The organism is Lentzea sp. NPDC054927 (assembly GCF_053610285.1).
The window spans coordinates 202,329-217,795 of the sequence record NZ_JBSGXZ010000004.1; the positions used below are offsets into that span (position 1 = coordinate 202,329).

The following is a 15,467-nucleotide window of genomic DNA, read 5'->3' on the forward strand; positions in this document are numbered from 1 at the left end:
TGACGATAGTCGCTGGATCTTCTTCGGCAGACGGCCCGACGCCCACCTGTGACCGTCTCGTCACCGAATGCGTTGCGCTGATCAGCTCACTACGAACGGATGGTCTTGTATATCGACCTGTTCTCGTTGAGGAGCAGGTCTGGCCCCTTGTGGCATGTTGAAGCCTGTGATGGTCGACGAGAACGAGGTCGACCGGGACCTGCTCGCCAGAGTGCGCGAGGGAGATGACTCGGCCTACGGCGAACTGTTCTCCCGGCATGCGGACGCGATCCGCCGTTTCTCTCTCAGGCACGTCCGCGAGGCGGCCGAAGCAGACGATCTCACCGCCGAGGCGTTCTTCCGCATGCTGCAGGCGATTCGTCGTGGCAGCGGCCCTACCGACCACGTCCGCACCTACCTGCTGACGGTCGCGAGGCGCGTCGCGTGGGAGTGGAGCGGTCGTCGTCGGGACGTCCCGGTGGAGGACGAGGAACTGGGTCGCCGCGTCGAGCCCGTGGGTGACAACGCGAACCGGCGGGCCGAGCACAACCTGATCACCAGAGCCTTCTCGAGCCTGCCCGAACGCTGGCGGGTCGTGCTGTGGCGCGTCGAGGTGGAGGGCGAACGCCCCGCCACCGTGGCACCGCACTTCGGTCTTTCGCCCAACGCCATGTCCGCGTTGGCCCGCCGTGCGCGTGAGGGGCTGCGTGCGGCGTATCTGCAGGCGCACCTCGCTGCTGATGACGGGCGTTCGTCGTGCGCGGCGATCCGCTCGAAGCTCGGCACCTACACCGCCGGTGGGGTCCAGGGCGTCGAGGAACGCCGGATCCGTGCCCACCTGGACACCTGTTCGGCCTGCTCACAGCTCCACACCGAGCTGAACGAGGTCTGCGCGGCCCTGCGCGACCACTCGGCGCTGCTGGTCGTGCCGACCACGCTGGGCCTCGCGTTCGCCGGGAAGATGTTCTTCACCAAGGCGAAGCTGGCCGTCGCCGCGGCGAGCGTGGCGACCGTCGGCCTGTTCGGGACGATGGCCGCGGTGTTCAACGGCGGAGCGGGCATCGCGGTGCTGCAGCCGGACCAGAACCCGGTGATCGCCATGATGCCGACGGGTTCGGCCAGCTCGGAGCACAGCCAGGAGCTCGCGGTCGCGCCGCCGCCTCAGGTGCAGCAGCAGGAGCAGCAGCGCGGGAACGTGATCAACCCCGGCGGGCGCGGCGGGCAGGAGACGGTGCGGAAGACGTCGTCGTACACGCCGCCGCCGGCCACGGACGCGCGCAAGGACGAGCCGGTCGAGCGGGCGTTGCCGGTGGTCGAGTCGTCGGAGTCGTCCGAGGTGATCACCTCGGTGCCCACCACGTCGCGGGACGTCAAGTCGCTGGACGCGCAGTCCTCCACGTCCGAGGCACCGCCGCCGACGGACCCGTGCACGTCTCCGCAGACCAAGCCCACCACGATCACGCTCTATCCGACGAAGCCCGTCCAGAACTGACGGTGACGATCAAGGACGGCCGAGTTCACCCACAAGGCTCGCCTCGCGTTAGGTACGGTTTGAGCAAGACAGACCGAGCGTGGGAGACGGGTTTATGACGCGGCTGGTGCGCGGTGCCGACGGGCGGATGTGGACGGTCCACAGCCGCATCGAGTGGCGCAACCCGGAAGAGGGCGACGACTTCGAGCACGACGTGAGCGGTGGTGCCCTGCCCGGCATCATGATGGCCGGGATGCTCGTCGTGATGGTGGTCGTGCTCATCGCGTGGACGCCGGAGCAGGTCATCGTGCCCGCGTGGCTCATCCTCGCGCTGTTCTTCCTGTTCGCGTTCTTCCCGGTCCGCTGGGCGCTGCGCCGGCCGCACACGCTGGTCGCGGAGAGCAAGGCGACTGCGGACGAGCTGCCACCCGAGAGGTGGATCGGGCAGGTCAGGGGCCCGATGGCGGTGCGCCAGGAGGCCTCGCGGGTCGCCAGGACGATCGAGATGCACTCGCTGCCGGACGTCGAAGGTCCGTTGCAACCCGTCGACTGATGCGACACTGGACCGGTGCCCGAACTACCAGAGGTAGAAGCACTGGTTCACCACCTGCGTGAACACGCCGTCGGCCGCACCGTGCACCGCGTCGACGTGGCATCGCTGCAGGTGTTGAAGACGTTCGACCCGCCGTGGACCGCGCTGCAGGGGCAAGAGGTCGTGGCCGCGCACCGGCACGGCAAGCACCTCGACCTGGAGGTCGCGGACGGCCTGCACCTGGTCGTTCACCTCGCGCGCGCCGGTTGGCTGAGGTGGGCCGACAACATGTCCGCGCCGCCGCCCAAGCAGGGCCGCGGGCCGTTGGCGTTGCGCGTGCACCTCGGGCCGCCGGGGCAGGGCCCTGGGTTCGACCTGACGGAAGCGGGCACCAAGAAGGGGCTCGCGGCGTGGATCGTGCGCGACCCGAAGACCATCGCGAGCCTCGCCCGGCTGGGTCCCGACGCGCTGGGGATCACCCGGACGCAACTGGAAGACCTGCTGGCCAAGCGGACCGAGCGGCTGAAGACGGCGCTGACGGACCAGAGCCTGATCGCGGGCATCGGCAACGCCTACTCCGACGAGATCATGCACATGGCCCGGCTGTCGCCTTACGCGACTTCGGGCAAGTTGAGCGACGAACAGCTGGACCGGCTGCACGAGGCCATGCTCACCACGCTGACCGACGCGGTGGCGCGGTCGGTCGGGCAGGACGCGGCTCGGCTCAAGGGCGAGAAGCGGTCTGGCCTGCGGGTGCACGCGCGGACCGGGCTGCCGTGTCCTGTCTGCGGTGACACGGTTCGTGAGGTGTCGTTCGCGGACAAGGCGTTCCAGTACTGCCCGACGTGTCAGACCGGCGGCAAGCCGTTGGCCGACCGCCGGTTGTCGCGCCTGCTCAAGTGACGATCAGGACCTCGAGAGTGCGGGGGCCGTGGACGCCCTCCACCCGGTTGAGCTCGATGTCGCTCGTCGCGGACGGGCCGCTGATGAACGTCAACGGCCGGGTGGGCTCCAGTCGTTGCAACGCTTCCGGCACCGACGCGGCGATCTGGTCCGCTCGCACGACGCACAGGTGGTAGTCGGGCAACAGCGTGAGCGCCCTGCGGCCCTGGGCGTCGCCGCCGTCGAGGACGATCGTGCCGGTGTCCGCGATCGCTGCCGCGCAGCCGGTCAGCACGCCGTCCGCCTGGTCGAGTTCCTCGATCGACAACGGCTCGCGCAGCCACGTGACACCGTCGATCAGCCACTCGTCCGGAACGCCTGCCGGAGCCACGATTCGCTTGCCCGCCAAGGTTTTCAGGGCCGCGGGGACGTCGCTGACCGTGTGCACGATCGCGCGGTAGTCGGCGACGCGCTCGGCGAACAGCTCGACGCCGCCCTCGCCCTGCTGGTGGTAGCCGCGGATCACCTGTGGAGCCGCTGGCACCTTCGCGTTCCTGATGCGCTGCAGGATCTCTTCTCGTGCGCTAGCCACGGTTCTTCCTCCACCAGGCGCGGAACGACTCGGACGGCGGTGCGGGCACGTCGCGTGAGGACGTCCACTTCGAGCCCGGCCACGGCAGCGACGTGATCTTGCCGTCCCTGGCCAGGAAACGGGCCAGGGAACCGGCTTTCTGGGCCTTCTCGTACCGCGAGGCCTCCCGGAAGATCCATGCGGCGGCGGCCATCGCGACCGACTCCGGCGTGCGTCCCTTGGCTTCCACGACCTCGGCGCGCAGGTGCGTGAGGACCGACGGGATGTCGATCCGCACCGGGCAGACCTCGAAGCACGCGCCGCAAAGTGAAGAGGCGTAAGGAAGTGACGCCGCCTGCTTGTCGTGCATGTCGCCGACCAGCTGCGGCGTCAGGATCGCGCCGATCGGGCCGGGGTAGACCGAGCCGTACGACTGGCCGCCGGTGCGTTCGTAGACCGGGCAGACGTTGAGGCACGCCGAACACCGGATGCACCTGAGTGCTTGGCGCCCGACGGAATCCTCGAGCGTCGAGGTGCGGCCGTTGTCGATCAGGACGAGGTGGAAGTTCTGCGGTCCGTCGCCGGGTGTCACGCCGGTCCACACGCTCGTGTACGGGTTCATCCGTTCCGCGGTGGACGAGCGGGGCAGCAGCTGGAGGAAGACCTCGAGGTCCTGCCACGTCGGCACGAGCTTCTCGATGCCCATCACGGTGATCAGGGTGTCGGGCAGGGTCAGGCACATCCGGCCGTTGCCCTCGGACTCCAGCACCACGATCGAGCCGGTGTCGGCGACGGCGAAGTTCGCTCCCGAGATGGCGACCTTCGTGGTGAGGAACTTCTGGCGCAGGTAGATCCGGGCCGCCTCGGCGAGGTCAGCCGGCTCGTCCGACACCTCGACCCCCATGCGGCGCTGGAAGATCTCGCGGATCTCCGAGCGGTTGCGGTGGATCGCGGGCACCAGGATGTGTGACGGCCGGTCGTCGCCGAGCTGCACGATCAGCTCGGCCAGATCGGTCTCGATCGCGTGCACGCCACCGGCTTCGAGGGCCTCGTTCAGCCCGATCTCGGCCGTGGCCATGGACTTGACCTTGACGACCTCCTGCGCGTCCTCCGCCCGGCAGAGGTCGAGCACGATCCGGTTCGCCTCTTCGGCGTCCCGAGCCCAGTGGACGACGCCGCCGCGCGCCGTGACCGACTCCTCGAGCTGCACGAGGAGCGTGTCGAGGCGCGCCAGCACGTCGTCCTTGATCTGCTCGCCGGCGACTCGGAGCTGCTCCCAGTCGTTCATCTCGGCGACAGCGGCGGCCCGGCGACCGCGGATGGTCCCGGTGGCCTTGCGCAGGTTCTGCCGCAGCTGGGTGTCCTGCAAAGCCTCTTTCGCGGCCTTGGGGAACGTCGGGCTGCCCAGCCACGTCACGGGGTTGCGCGCCACGGGTCCTCCTCCGTCGAAGCCAGGATCTCTGCCAGGTGAACTGGCCGCACGCCCGTGCGCAGCCTCGAGAGGCCACCGCCGATGTGCATGAGGCAGGAGTTGTCGCCGGCACTCAGGACCTCGGCGCCGGTGTCGAGCACGCACCGCATCTTGTCCGCGAGCATCGCCGTGGACGTCTCGGCGTTCTTCAGCGCGAACGTGCCGCCGAAGCCGCAGCACTGCGTCGAGTCGGGCAGTTCCACCAGATCGAGTCCCTTGACCGACCTGAGCAGCGCCATCGGCTTGTCCCCGACGCCCAGCATGCGCAGCGAGTGGCAGGTGGGGTGATAGGTGACCCGGTGGGGGAACCAGGCGCCGACGTCGGTCACGCCCAGCACGTCCACGAGGAACTCCGCGAGCTCGAACGTGCGCGGCGGAGACTCACCCAGCGTGGGATGGATCTCCCGAACCATGCCCGCGCATGACCCGGATGGCGCAACCACGTAGTCGTAGCTTCCGAAGACGTCGGTGTACTTGCGCGCCAGGGGCTTCGACAGCTCCCGATAACCGGTGTTGAAGTGCATCTGCCCGCAACACGTCTGATCGAGCGGAAACTCGACCGAACAGCCAAGCCGCTCCAGCAAGCGCACCACGGCGCGGGCCGTCGACGGGAAGAACGTGTCGGTCAGGCAGGTCGCGAACAGAGCCACTTTCACGGGCACACCCTCTCCCCAAATTCATCGGATGTCTACCCGGATCGGTGGACCGTCCGGGGGTACGCCGGGCGCGCCTCTTGCTATAGGGGTGCCCCACAGCACAGCATGTGCAGCGTGGGCGACCTGTTGACCGAGCGCGCTGTGCTCGGCGTCATCGCGACCCTGGCCGTTCTGGGCCTCTTCGTGATGCTGTGCCGCGCTCGACGAGTCAGCACCTCCGTCGAGGATGCTGTGATGGACATGCTCGACCGCATGTCCAAGGCGTCGAGCGACCTTCGCGCGGGCTTGACCCAGGAAGCCGCCGACAAGGCCACACCCCACCTGCGCGAGATGCTGCGCTGCGTCGCGGTCGCCATCACCGACGAAGAGGGCACCGTCCTCTCGTGGGACGGCGGCGCGAACGACCACTACGAGTACCTCCGCGACACGGTCGCCCGTGCCATCAACAACTGCCACAAGGAACACGTCGACCACCGCAAGCTCGGCTGTGAGCTGCAGGGCCCGTGCTCCCTGCACAGCGTTGTTGTCGTACCGCTGGTTGTCGAGGGCGACGTGGCCGGCACGTTGATCGTGGTCTCCGGCGTCGCCTCGAAGCGCCAGATCCGCATGGCCGAGGAGACCGCCCGCTTCGTCTCCACGCAGCTGGAGCTGGAAGTCGTCCAGAAGCAACGCCAGGCGCTCGCCCAGGCCGAGGTGAAGGCCCTGCGAGCCCAGATCTCGCCGCACTTCGTCTACAACGCCCTGAACACGATCTCCTCGCTGATCCGCACGGACCCCTCGCACGCCCGTGAGCTGCTTCAGGAGTTCGCTGAGTTCACCCGCTACTCGTTCCGCACCGACGGCCTGTTCACGACGCTGGCCGACGAGCTGACGAACATCCACCGCTACCTGACCATCGAACAGGCCCGCTACGGCTCTCGCCTGAACGTCCGGCTGCGCATTGCCCCCGAGGTCCTCCAGGTGGTCCTGCCGTTCCTGGTCCTGCAGCCGCTCGTCGAGAACGCGGTCCGCCACGGCCTGGCCAAGAAGCCCGGCGGCGGCATGCTCACGATCACCGCCGAGGACAACGGCAGCGAGGCCCTGATCAGCGTCGAAGACGACGGCGTGGGTATGGACCCCGACCGGCTCGACGACATCAAGGACGCCCACCAGACGGGCGCCCACGTCGGCATCGGCAACATCAACGACCGCATGCGCACGGTGTTCGGCGCCGAGTACGCCCTGGTCGTCGAGACGGCGCCCAACGCGGGCACCAAGGTGATCCTGAAGGTGCCGAAGTTCGCCAGGAACGTGCTGCCGAACCTGAACATCGGGTCGCAGATGACGGACGAGCCGATGACGAACGAACAGCCGGCGATCCGCGCTTGAAGTGCACCCACGGCCAGGTAAGAAGTTGCAAGGTCAATCATGCTCAACCCAGGCGTGGAACGTGCCGATTGTGGTGTTGACCAATGAACAGCCGGCCATTCGAGCAACAGAGGCCGACCGCGAGTTAAGGGCCACATCCAGTGCACGAACAACAAGCACCCGAGCGCGTCCGCGTCTGCATCAAGTGCACCGCCAAGGGATTCAACAGCTGCAAGTGCTGATCCAGCACCGCGGCTTTCCGCAGGTCAGCAATCCGCAGGTCAGCGTGCTGCAACAGCCAAAGTCGTGATCAGCACGACGGCGCACACGCTCCAGCTCACCCACATCCAGTAGATGTGCATCGGCGTCGGTCCGGCGGCGTTTTGCCGGCCCCGGTCGTCCCACCACTCGACATAGCGCTCGAGCCAGCGGATCGGGTTGAACGTCACACCACCGACGCTAGCACCACGTGTTCCAGGTCACGCGGGAGCAACCGACAGCGCAGTTGGGCTCCCGCGTGTCCGCGAAACGCACGTACTGTCGAGTACATGAGCGTCACGGACAGGATCGCGGCCCGTCTCCCGAGGGTCATGGACCGGGGTGAGCGGCCTCCGGTCGTCGCGGCGGTGCGGTTGCACGGGGTCATCACCCCGCAGTCCTCGCCGGTCGCCCGCAACACGATCAACCTCCAGAACGTCGAGTCGGCCATCAACCGCGCGTTCGACAACGAGCGCCTGATCGCCGTGGCTCTGCTCATCAACTCTCCTGGTGGTGCGCCCACCCAAAGCGCCTTGATCGCTGAGCGGATCAGGGAGCTGGCGACCAAGAAGCACGTGCCGGTGCTCGCGTTCTGCGAGGACGTGGCGGCGTCCGGCGGCTACTGGCTGGCGTGCGCGGGTGACGAGATCTATGCGCACGGCACCTCTCTCGTGGGCTCCATCGGTGTGGTCAGCGCGGGCTTCGGGCTCGACGGACTGCTGGACAAGGCCGGTGTCGAGCGGCGCGTGTACACGGCCGGCGAGAACAAGGTGCGGCTCGACCCGTTCCAGGCGGAGAAGCCCGAGGACGTCGAGTGGCTCAAGGGGTTGCACGCCGACCTGCACGAGCAGTTCAAGCAGTGGGTCGTCGAACGCCGCGGCAGCAAGCTCAAGACCGAGGAAGACCTCTTCAGCGGTGAGATCTGGACCGGGTCCAAGGCTCAGCAGCTCGGGCTCATCGACGGCATCGGCACCATCCGGACCGTGATCGCGAAGCGGTTCCCGGACGCCGAACTGACCGTTGCCGAGCCGCGCAGGCCGTTGCTGGCCAAGCTCGGACTGACCGGCGCGTCCACCCGATCGGGCGATCTCGTGACGCAGGTGCTCGCGAGCATCGAGGAACGTGCTCGCTGGTCCCGATTCGGGCTGTGAGCATCAGTTCGGTTTCACAGGGCGTGTCGAGCCGACCCCCGGCGTAGACATGACCGCACATTGATGGGCAAGATGCCCGACACAGTGAGTACCCAAGACAACGCCGGTCTCCTCGTCCTCGCAGTCGATGACGAGGCTCCTGGCCTGAGCGAGATCAAGTTCCTGCTCGAGAGCAGTCCTCACATCAGGCGCGTCCTCACGGCTTTCGACGCCGCCGAGGCACTGCGCATCCTGAGGGGTGACTACGAGCAGGAGGTCATGGCGAGGACCAAGGCCGGCCTGCCGCCGGTCGACGCGGTGTTCGCGGACATCAACATGCCCGGGCTTTCCGGCATGGATCTCGCCCGAGTGCTCAGTGCGTTCCGGTATCCCCCCGCGCTCGTTTTCGTGACCGGTGTCGAGGAACGCGACGCGCTCGTCACGGCGTTCGACGTCGGCGCGCTCGACTTCATCAACAAGCCGATCAACGAAGAGCGCGTGCTCAAGGCGATCTCCCGGGTGGCGGACCGCGTGGGCCGTGCGCCCGCGCCGTCGGCACCCTCTGCGCCCCTTTCCGCCAACGCCGCCGAACCGACCGACGACGAGGTCATCCCCGTCGAGCTGGGCGGCACCATCAAGCTCGTGCCGCGCGCGACCGTGCGGTACGTCGAGGCGCAGGGCGACTACGCCCGTCTGCACACCCAGGACGGCAGCCACCTGGTGCGCATCCCGCTCGCCCAGCTCGAAGAACGCTGGGCCAACGCGGGTTTCGTGCGCATCCACCGGTCGTACCTCGTCGCGCTGCCGTTGGTGAGCGAGCTGCGAATGACGGCGAACGGCTATGCGGTGGTCATCGGCACCGGTGACGGCGCCAAGGAGCTCCCGGTCAGCCGCCGGCACACCAAGGAGCTCAAGGAGCGGATCGTGCGACCGCCGAAGAGCGGCTGGTGAGCAGGCACGACGCGGGAAAACCGGAGCAGCCCGCCCGCGAGGCATGGCTCGGCGAGCAGGGCAGCAGGCCGCGCCGCCGCAGGGTCGTGCTCGCCGACTCGACGAAGTCGCGCGGCAAGGCGTTGCGCACGATCATCGAGCTGGAGGAGCAGACCAGCGTCGGTGAGAAGCTGGTGCGCGACCTCATCCGGCAGCAGCTCAAGTCCGCGTTCGGGCTCGCCTTCGCGGTCCTGATCGGGATGTGCCTGCTGCCGATCACCTTCTACCTGGTCCCGCAGATCGGGGACCTGAAGATCCTCGGCATTCCCATCCCGTGGCTCGTGCTCGGTCTCGCACCCTTCCCGGTCCTCTACGGCGTCGGCTGGGTGTTTCGCAGGCAGGCCGAACGGCACGAGCGCGACTTCGTGAACATGGTCGACCGCTGACGTGAACGCCACCATCTGGAGCCTCAGCGCCATCGTCGCCGTTGCGGCCGTGACCTTCCTGCTGGGCTATGTCGGGTCGCGCAAGGCGAACACCACCCCGGACTTCCTGGTGGCGCGCCGGGCGATCCCCGCGACCCGCAACGCGGCCGCGATCTCCGGCGAGTACCTGTCCGCGGCGTCGTTCCTCGGCGTGGCCGGGCTCGTGCTCAAGGACGGCGTCGACGCGCTCTGGTACCCGATCGGCTTCACCGCCGGGTATCTCGCGCTGCTGCTGTTCGTCGCCGCTCCGCTGCGCAGGTCGGGCGCCTACACGTTGCCGGACTTCGCCGAGGCCCGGCTGGGATCGGTGAACGTGCGGCACTTCAGCACGTTCTTCGTGGTGTGCATCGGCGTGCTGTACCTGGTGCCGCAGCTCCAGTCCGCGGGCCTGACGCTCACCACGATCACCGGGTTGCCGGCGTGGTTCGGCGGCCTGATCGTCACCGTCATCGTGGTGATCAACGTGCTGGGTGGCGGCATGCGCGCGATCACGCTGGTGCAGGCGTTCCAGTACTGGGGCAAGCTCTTCGCGATCGCCGCGCCCACGTTCGTGCTCTTCGTGGTGTTCCTGGCTTCTCCCGACCGCGGCACGCAGCCGATCAGCGACGACGGCGTGGTCAGGTTCCCCAAGGCCGAGACGATCACCGTGGCCGAGCAGGTGGTGAAGGTCCGCGTCGACGAGCCGTTGACGTTGAAGGTGCGCGGCCAGATCGACGGCAGGGACGCTGACGGTGCGGTGTTCTGGGGCCGCGGTGTCTACGAGCTGAGCCCCGGCACGCGGATGGAGTTCACCGCCGGCAGCCCGGTGCCGGTGGTCGAGGGCTCTCCGACGACCAACCGCGACTGGTCACGGCCGCAGACCGGCGGCATCTCCGAGCTGATCAGGACCTACTCGCTGATCTTCGCGACGTTCCTCGGCACGATGGGCCTGCCGCACGTCCTGGTCCGCTTCTACACCAACCCGGACGGCAAAGCGGCCCGTCGCACGGCGCTGCACGTGCTCTACCTGCTGGGCCTGTTCTACATCTTCCCGACGGTGCTGGGCGTGCTGTCGCGGCTCTACCTGCCGCAGCTGCTGGTGAACGGGAAGACGGACGCGGCGGTGCTGATGCTGCCGGAGACGATGCTGCCGAACCTGGGCGGTCAGATCGTCGGTGCGATCGTCGCCGCCGGCGCGTTCGCGGCGTTCCTGTCGACCTCGTCCGGACTGGTGGTGTCCGTCGCCGGCGTGGTCTCCACGGACATCATGCCGGGCAAGGTTCGTGACTTCCGGTGGGCAACTGTGTTCACCGGACTCGTCGCAATCGGTCTTGCTCTGCTGCTGCCGCGCTCCGATGCGTCACTGACCGTGGCCATGTCCTTCGCGCTCGCCGCGTCGACGTTCTGCCCGCTGCTCGTGCTCGGCATCTGGTGGCGTGGACTCACCTGGGTGGGTGCCGTGTGCGGGCTCGTGGTCGGCGGCGGCATGGTCATCACCGCACAGGTCGTGAGCGTCGTCAGCTCCTACACCGGCCGCTGGGCGCCCGCGTTCATCACGCAACCTGCGCTGATCACGGTGCCTCTCGCCTTCATGACGATGATCGTCGTCAGCAAGGCGACCCGCAGACGCGCCCCGTCGGACGTCAACCAGATCCTGCTGAGACTGCACGCGCCGGACCCGCTGGGCTTCATCCGAGACCGGGACATCGCGCGCTTCGGCACGGCCGAGGAGAAGGCTCGGATGGCCGGTGACAAGCGCAGGGGAGCTGGGCGAACACGGTAAGTAGCCAGCGTTTCAAATGGGTGAAAAATGGTCACTCGAATCGGTGAACGGTGATTGCGGTCACGCAGAGTGCTGTTCGTCTACGCATACTGACCGTTCGTCGCTTCACCCGACTGCTGGGCGCAACGGCACGAACGGGGTCTTACCTGAGTGACTCAAGTCTCCATACGGTTCCTGACCAAGAACGGACCGCACCTGGAGGCATTACGTGCACGTCACGTTGCTGACACCTACAACGAGTACGGCGAGGAGGGGACTGTGAGCACCGTCGAGCACACCCCGAGCGAGTCGACCCCCGATGCCCAGAAGTGGGTCGATGTACAAGCAAGTGATGACTTCGCGGAGCTGAAGCACCGGCTGCGCAAGTTCGTGTTCCCCGTCTCCGGGCTGTTCCTCGCGTGGTATCTGCTGTACGTGCTGCTGGCGGACTACGCGCACGGCTTCATGTCCACCAAGGTGTTCGGCAACATCAACGTCGGGCTCATCTTCGGTCTGCTGCAGTTCGTGTCGACGTTCGTCATCACGACGCTGTACGTGCGGCACGCGAACAAGAACCTCGACCCGCTGGCGGAGAAGCTCCGCAACGAGATCGAGGGAGACGGCAAGTGAACGAGTCCAGCCCGATCCTCAACATCAGCATCTTCGGTGTCTTCGTCCTGATCACGCTGTTCGTGGTCATCAGGGCGAGCCGCAACACCAAGACCGCTGCCGACTACCTCGCCGCCGGTCGCGCGTTCACCGGCCCGCAGAACGGCATCGCGATCGCGGGTGACTACCTGTCGGCCGCGTCGTTCCTCGGCATCGCGGGTGCCATCGCCCTCAACGGTTACGACGGCTTCCTGTACTCGATCGGCTTCCTGGTGGCGTGGCTCATCGCGCTGCTGCTGGTCGCCGAGCTGCTGCGCAACACCGGCAAGTACACGATGGGCGACGTGCTGAGCTTCCGGATGCGCCAGCGTCCGGTCCGCGCCGCCGCCGCCACGTCGACGATGGCTGTCTCGTTCTTCTACCTGCTGGCCCAGATGGCCGGTGCCGGTGGTCTCGTCGCCCTGCTGCTCGGCATCACGGGCACCGGTGGCCAGGCCCTGGTCATCGCCGTGGTCGGCGCCCTGATGATCGCCTACGTCCTCATCGGCGGCATGAAGGGCACCACCTGGGTGCAGATCATCAAGGCGGTCCTGCTGATCGTCGGCGCGGGCGTCATGACCCTCTGGGTGCTCGGCAAGTACGGCTTCAACCTGTCCACGCTGCTCGGTGCCGCGGTCGACAACGCGCCCAAGGCCGGCGAGAAGCTGCTCGGCCCCGGTCTGGCCTACGGCAAGAACGGCACCACCAAGCTGGACTTCCTGTCGCTGGCTCTCGCGCTGGTGCTCGGTACCGCGGGTCTGCCGCACATCCTGATGCGCTTCTACACCGTGCCGACCGCGAAGGAAGCCCGTCGCTCGGTCGTGTGGGCCATCTGGCTGATCGGCATCTTCTACCTGTTCACGCTGGTTCTCGGCTACGGCGCCGGTGCGCTCGTCGGCCCGGACAAGATCAACGGCGCGCCCGGCAAGGCCAACTCGGCGGCTCCGCTGCTCGCGTTGGAGCTCGGCGGCCCGATCCTGCTCGGCCTGATCGCGGCGGTGGCGTTCGCGACGATCCTCGCGGTCGTGGCAGGTCTGACGATCACGGCGTCGGCGTCGTTCGCACACGACATCTACGCCAACATCATCAAGAAGGGTGCGGCCGAGGACAAGGACTCCGAGGTCAAGGTCGCCCGTCTCACGGCGATCGTGATCGGACTCGTGTCCATCGGTGGCGGCATCGTCGCCAACGGCCAGAACATCGCGTTCCTCGTGGCGCTGGCGTTCGCGGTCGCGGCTTCCGCCAACCTGCCGACGATCCTCTACTCGCTGTTCTGGAAGAGGTTCAACACCTCAGGCGCGCTGTGGAGCATCTACGGCGGTCTGATCGTGACGATCACCCTGATCATCCTGTCGCCTGCCGTCTCCGGTCAGCCGACCTCGATGTTCAAGAACGCCGACTTCGCGCTCTTCCCGCTGTCGAACCCCGGCATCGTGTCGATCCCGGTCGCGTTCCTGCTGGGCTACATCGGCACGATCCTCTCCAAGGAGAAGGCCGACCCGGTCAAGCAGGCCGAGATGGAGGTCCGCTCCCTCACCGGTGCGGGCGCCGAGAAGGCCATCGCCCACTAGCTCCACCACCGGAAACGGGCCGTCCCTCTGGGGGCGGCCCGTTTTCGTTGTGTGCAACCCTGCTGGTGCCGGCTGCGTATTGAACGCGAACGCAGCACGAGCTTGGGGGACCGGAGTGCGACGAGACGAGGAGTTCTCGGAGTTCTTCACGAGCAGATTCGACTGGGCGCGGCGCACTGCCTACGCGTTGTGCGGAGACTGGTCGGAAGCGGAAGAGATCGCGCAGAACGCATTCGTGAAGGCGTACGCGAAGTGGCCGAGCATCAGGAGGGAAACGGCGGAGGGGTACGTCCGCACCATCGTGACGCGCGTGTTCCTCGACAGCAGGCGCCGCGGCCGCGAGCGCGAACGCCCTGTCGCCGATCTGCCCGAGTACGGGGTCGGCGGTGGCTTCTCCGATCCCGACGCCAAGCTGAACTCGGCGTTGCAGCAGGTGGCGCCCAAGCAGCGAGCCGCTCTCGTGCTGCGGTTCGTGCACGACCTGTCCATCGAGCAGACGGCCGCTGAGCTGGGCTGTTCGGTGGGCAACGTCAAAAGTCAGACAGCCAGGGGTTTGGCGACGCTCCGCGAGGCGTACGGCGAGCCGGTCAACTCGGAGAGTGCCTGATGAACATCGAAGACGAGCTGCGCGGAGCTCTCGACGTACCCGTGCCGCCTCCCTCGACGACGTTGGACGACGTGCTCAAGCGCGGCCGCCGCCGGGTGCTGACCCAGCGCGCGGGTGCGATGCTCGGCGTGGTCGCGGTGGTCGCCGGCATCGGGTTCGGCGCAATGACGATCAACGCCTACAAACCGCCCGCACCCGCGGACGACGTGGACTACGGCCCCGCGGTGGTCCTGCACGACGTGGACTGGCCGCGGGTGCAGGTGGCACGGCGAATCCCCACCGACTCGGAGTCGGGATGCACACCTGCCGGTGAACCGAACGTGGGGCAGGACCCGCAGGGGGCTGAGCGGTTGTCGGCCTGGCTCACCAGGCTGCAGGGCGTGGTGCCGGAGATGCAGGTGACGGCGCCAGAACAGAGGAACGACTTCAACTACCAGGTCGAGGTCGGTGACAACCTCGGTCCGGGCAAGGTGCGCCGGGAGAGGGGCTTCTTCGAAGGCAGTCCGCTCGAGGCGGCGAACGCCGCGGTGTGGGCCACCGGCTCCTGCGAGCCACCCCAGCGGATGACCGACGCCAACGGCGCCGTGTACCAGCTGTACGACGTTCGTCCCGATCCGGAGTCCGGGGCGATCTCGCAGACCCTCTACGTCTTCCGCCCTGACCACAAGGTGTTCCGCGTCCAGCAGCTCAACCTGGGCCTGACCAGCACCCGCAGCACGCGGCCTTCCCTGCCGTTGACCCAGGAGCAGTTCGCGAAGCTTGGCCCCATCATCGCGGAGGTGGGCTGAGGGTGACCCGTGCCGGAGGTTCACGTCCGTGCAACTTCCGGCATGGGACCATCTGAGGCGTGACTGTTCCAAGCGTGGAGATCGCCGGCGTGCCTGCCGTGCTGCCCGAAGGTGCCGTCCTGCTGGACGTGCGCGAGCAGGACGAGTGGGACGCGGGCCATGCGCCCGGCGCGCTGCACATTCCGATGAGCGAGATCGGTGCCCGGCTCGAAGAGGTGCCGAACGACGTGCAGCTCTACGTCGTGTGCCGCGCCGGTGGCCGTTCCGCCCGCGTGACCCAGTACCTCAACGAGAACGGCTGGGAGGCCGTGAACGTCGAGGGCGGCATGCAGCACTGGGACGCCGCCGGTCGTCCGCTCGAGGGCGGCGTCGACGGCATGGAACCCGAGGTCATCTGACC

At 67.6% G+C, this 15,467-nt stretch carries 17 protein-coding genes; 13 read left to right on the forward strand and 4 right to left on the reverse strand.

Annotated features, from left to right (window positions below):
• Positions 1–154: 154 nt before the first annotated feature.
• The 3 genes from ACWGE0_RS09115 (at position 155) to ACWGE0_RS09125 (ending at position 2,885) form a co-directional block, all read left to right on the forward strand.
• Positions 155–1,471 (forward strand): sigma-70 family RNA polymerase sigma factor, encoded by a 1,317-nt coding sequence (locus tag ACWGE0_RS09115; RefSeq protein ID WP_452260379.1) that lies wholly within the window; start codon positions 155–157, stop codon positions 1,469–1,471.
• Positions 1,472–1,565: 94 nt separating this feature from the next.
• A complete protein-coding gene (locus ACWGE0_RS09120; protein WP_452260380.1) occupies positions 1,566–2,003 on the forward strand; it encodes a DUF983 domain-containing protein in 438 nt (145 codons plus the stop codon).
• A gap of 15 nt (positions 2,004–2,018) precedes the next feature.
• On the forward strand, positions 2,019–2,885 hold the full coding sequence (locus ACWGE0_RS09125; RefSeq protein ID WP_452260381.1) for an Fpg/Nei family DNA glycosylase: 867 nt from the start codon (positions 2,019–2,021) through the stop codon (positions 2,883–2,885).
• On the opposite strand, the gene ACWGE0_RS09130 is transcribed toward ACWGE0_RS09125, so the two are convergent.
• The 3 genes from ACWGE0_RS09130 to ACWGE0_RS09140 are packed head-to-tail and all read right to left on the reverse strand — an operon-like array spanning position 2,878 to position 5,556.
• Positions 2,878–3,456, reverse strand: coding sequence for a LutC/YkgG family protein (locus ACWGE0_RS09130; protein ID WP_452260382.1), 579 nt, complete (start codon positions 3,454–3,456; stop codon positions 2,878–2,880). The two genes, ACWGE0_RS09125 and ACWGE0_RS09130, sit on opposite strands and share 8 nt — an antisense overlap.
• Positions 3,449–4,867: a LutB/LldF family L-lactate oxidation iron-sulfur protein gene (locus ACWGE0_RS09135; RefSeq protein WP_452260383.1), complete on the reverse strand. Its 1,419-nt coding sequence runs from the start codon at positions 4,865–4,867 to the stop codon at positions 3,449–3,451. The genes ACWGE0_RS09130 and ACWGE0_RS09135 overlap by 8 nt, the downstream gene beginning before the upstream one ends.
• Positions 4,849–5,556 carry a (Fe-S)-binding protein gene (locus ACWGE0_RS09140; RefSeq protein ID WP_319967371.1) on the reverse strand — a complete coding sequence of 236 codons (708 nt, stop codon included), beginning with the start codon at positions 5,554–5,556 and terminating at the stop codon, positions 4,849–4,851. Before ACWGE0_RS09140 ends, ACWGE0_RS09135 begins: the two co-directional genes overlap by 19 nt.
• Positions 5,557–5,667: 111 nt before the next feature.
• Here ACWGE0_RS09140 and ACWGE0_RS09145 point away from each other — a divergent pair, with 111 nt between their 5' ends.
• Complete coding sequence (locus tag ACWGE0_RS09145; RefSeq protein ID WP_452260384.1) at positions 5,668–6,930, forward strand: histidine kinase; 1,263 nt, start codon at positions 5,668–5,670, stop codon at positions 6,928–6,930.
• Positions 6,931–7,190: 260 nt separating this feature from the next.
• Here the strand turns inward: ACWGE0_RS09145 and ACWGE0_RS09150 are convergent, their stop codons facing one another.
• Positions 7,191–7,358 carry a hypothetical protein gene (locus ACWGE0_RS09150; RefSeq protein ID WP_166048541.1) on the reverse strand — a complete coding sequence of 56 codons (168 nt, stop codon included), beginning with the start codon at positions 7,356–7,358 and terminating at the stop codon, positions 7,191–7,193.
• A gap of 99 nt (positions 7,359–7,457) precedes the next feature.
• On the opposite strand from ACWGE0_RS09150, the gene ACWGE0_RS09155 reads away from it, so the two are divergent.
• The 9 genes from ACWGE0_RS09155 (at position 7,458) to ACWGE0_RS09195 (ending at position 15,465) form a co-directional block, all read left to right on the forward strand.
• Complete coding sequence (locus ACWGE0_RS09155) at positions 7,458–8,318, forward strand: S49 family peptidase (protein ID WP_452260385.1); 861 nt, start codon at positions 7,458–7,460, stop codon at positions 8,316–8,318.
• Between the two features lie 63 nt (positions 8,319–8,381).
• Positions 8,382–9,248: a LytR/AlgR family response regulator transcription factor gene (locus tag ACWGE0_RS09160; protein ID WP_452260386.1), complete on the forward strand. Its 867-nt coding sequence runs from the start codon at positions 8,382–8,384 to the stop codon at positions 9,246–9,248.
• Entirely contained in the window at positions 9,245–9,673 is a 429-nt protein-coding gene (locus ACWGE0_RS09165) for a hypothetical protein (RefSeq protein ID WP_452260387.1), read from the forward strand. Before ACWGE0_RS09160 ends, ACWGE0_RS09165 begins: the two co-directional genes overlap by 4 nt.
• Before the next feature lies 1 nt (position 9,674).
• Positions 9,675–11,474: a sodium/solute symporter gene (locus tag ACWGE0_RS09170; protein ID WP_452260388.1), complete on the forward strand. Its 1,800-nt coding sequence runs from the start codon at positions 9,675–9,677 to the stop codon at positions 11,472–11,474.
• Between the two features lie 258 nt (positions 11,475–11,732).
• Positions 11,733–12,083, forward strand: coding sequence for a DUF485 domain-containing protein (locus tag ACWGE0_RS09175; RefSeq protein ID WP_452260389.1), 351 nt, complete (start codon positions 11,733–11,735; stop codon positions 12,081–12,083).
• Positions 12,080–13,672, forward strand: a complete 1,593-nt coding sequence (locus ACWGE0_RS09180; protein ID WP_452260390.1) for a solute symporter family protein — start codon at positions 12,080–12,082, stop codon at positions 13,670–13,672. The genes ACWGE0_RS09175 and ACWGE0_RS09180 overlap by 4 nt, the downstream gene beginning before the upstream one ends.
• Before the next feature lie 115 nt (positions 13,673–13,787).
• Positions 13,788–14,279: a SigE family RNA polymerase sigma factor gene (locus ACWGE0_RS09185; protein WP_452260391.1), complete on the forward strand. Its 492-nt coding sequence runs from the start codon at positions 13,788–13,790 to the stop codon at positions 14,277–14,279.
• The gene (locus tag ACWGE0_RS09190) at positions 14,279–15,067 is read left to right on the forward strand and encodes a hypothetical protein (RefSeq protein ID WP_452260392.1); all 789 of its coding nucleotides are present in this window, start codon (positions 14,279–14,281) and stop codon (positions 15,065–15,067) included. Before ACWGE0_RS09185 ends, ACWGE0_RS09190 begins: the two co-directional genes overlap by 1 nt.
• Positions 15,068–15,126: 59 nt before the next feature.
• Positions 15,127–15,465, forward strand: a complete 339-nt coding sequence (locus tag ACWGE0_RS09195) for a rhodanese-like domain-containing protein (protein WP_452260393.1) — start codon at positions 15,127–15,129, stop codon at positions 15,463–15,465.
• The last annotated feature ends 2 nt before the right edge of the window (positions 15,466–15,467 follow it).

Excerpts from the sequence above, each read along its gene's own strand:
- ACWGE0_RS09120 (WP_452260380.1), top strand. The coding sequence starts at position 1,566 with ATGACGCGGCTGGTGCGCGGTGCCGACGGGCGGATGTGGACGGTCCAC.
- ACWGE0_RS09160 (WP_452260386.1), top strand. The coding sequence starts at position 8,382 with ATGGGCAAGATGCCCGACACAGTGAGTACCCAAGACAACGCCGGTCTC.
- ACWGE0_RS09155 (WP_452260385.1), top strand. The coding sequence starts at position 7,458 with ATGAGCGTCACGGACAGGATCGCGGCCCGTCTCCCGAGGGTCATGGAC.
- ACWGE0_RS09190 (WP_452260392.1), top strand. The coding sequence starts at position 14,279 with ATGAACATCGAAGACGAGCTGCGCGGAGCTCTCGACGTACCCGTGCCG.
- ACWGE0_RS09115 (WP_452260379.1), top strand. The coding sequence starts at position 155 with ATGTTGAAGCCTGTGATGGTCGACGAGAACGAGGTCGACCGGGACCTG.
- ACWGE0_RS09145 (WP_452260384.1), top strand. The coding sequence starts at position 5,668 with ATGTGCAGCGTGGGCGACCTGTTGACCGAGCGCGCTGTGCTCGGCGTC.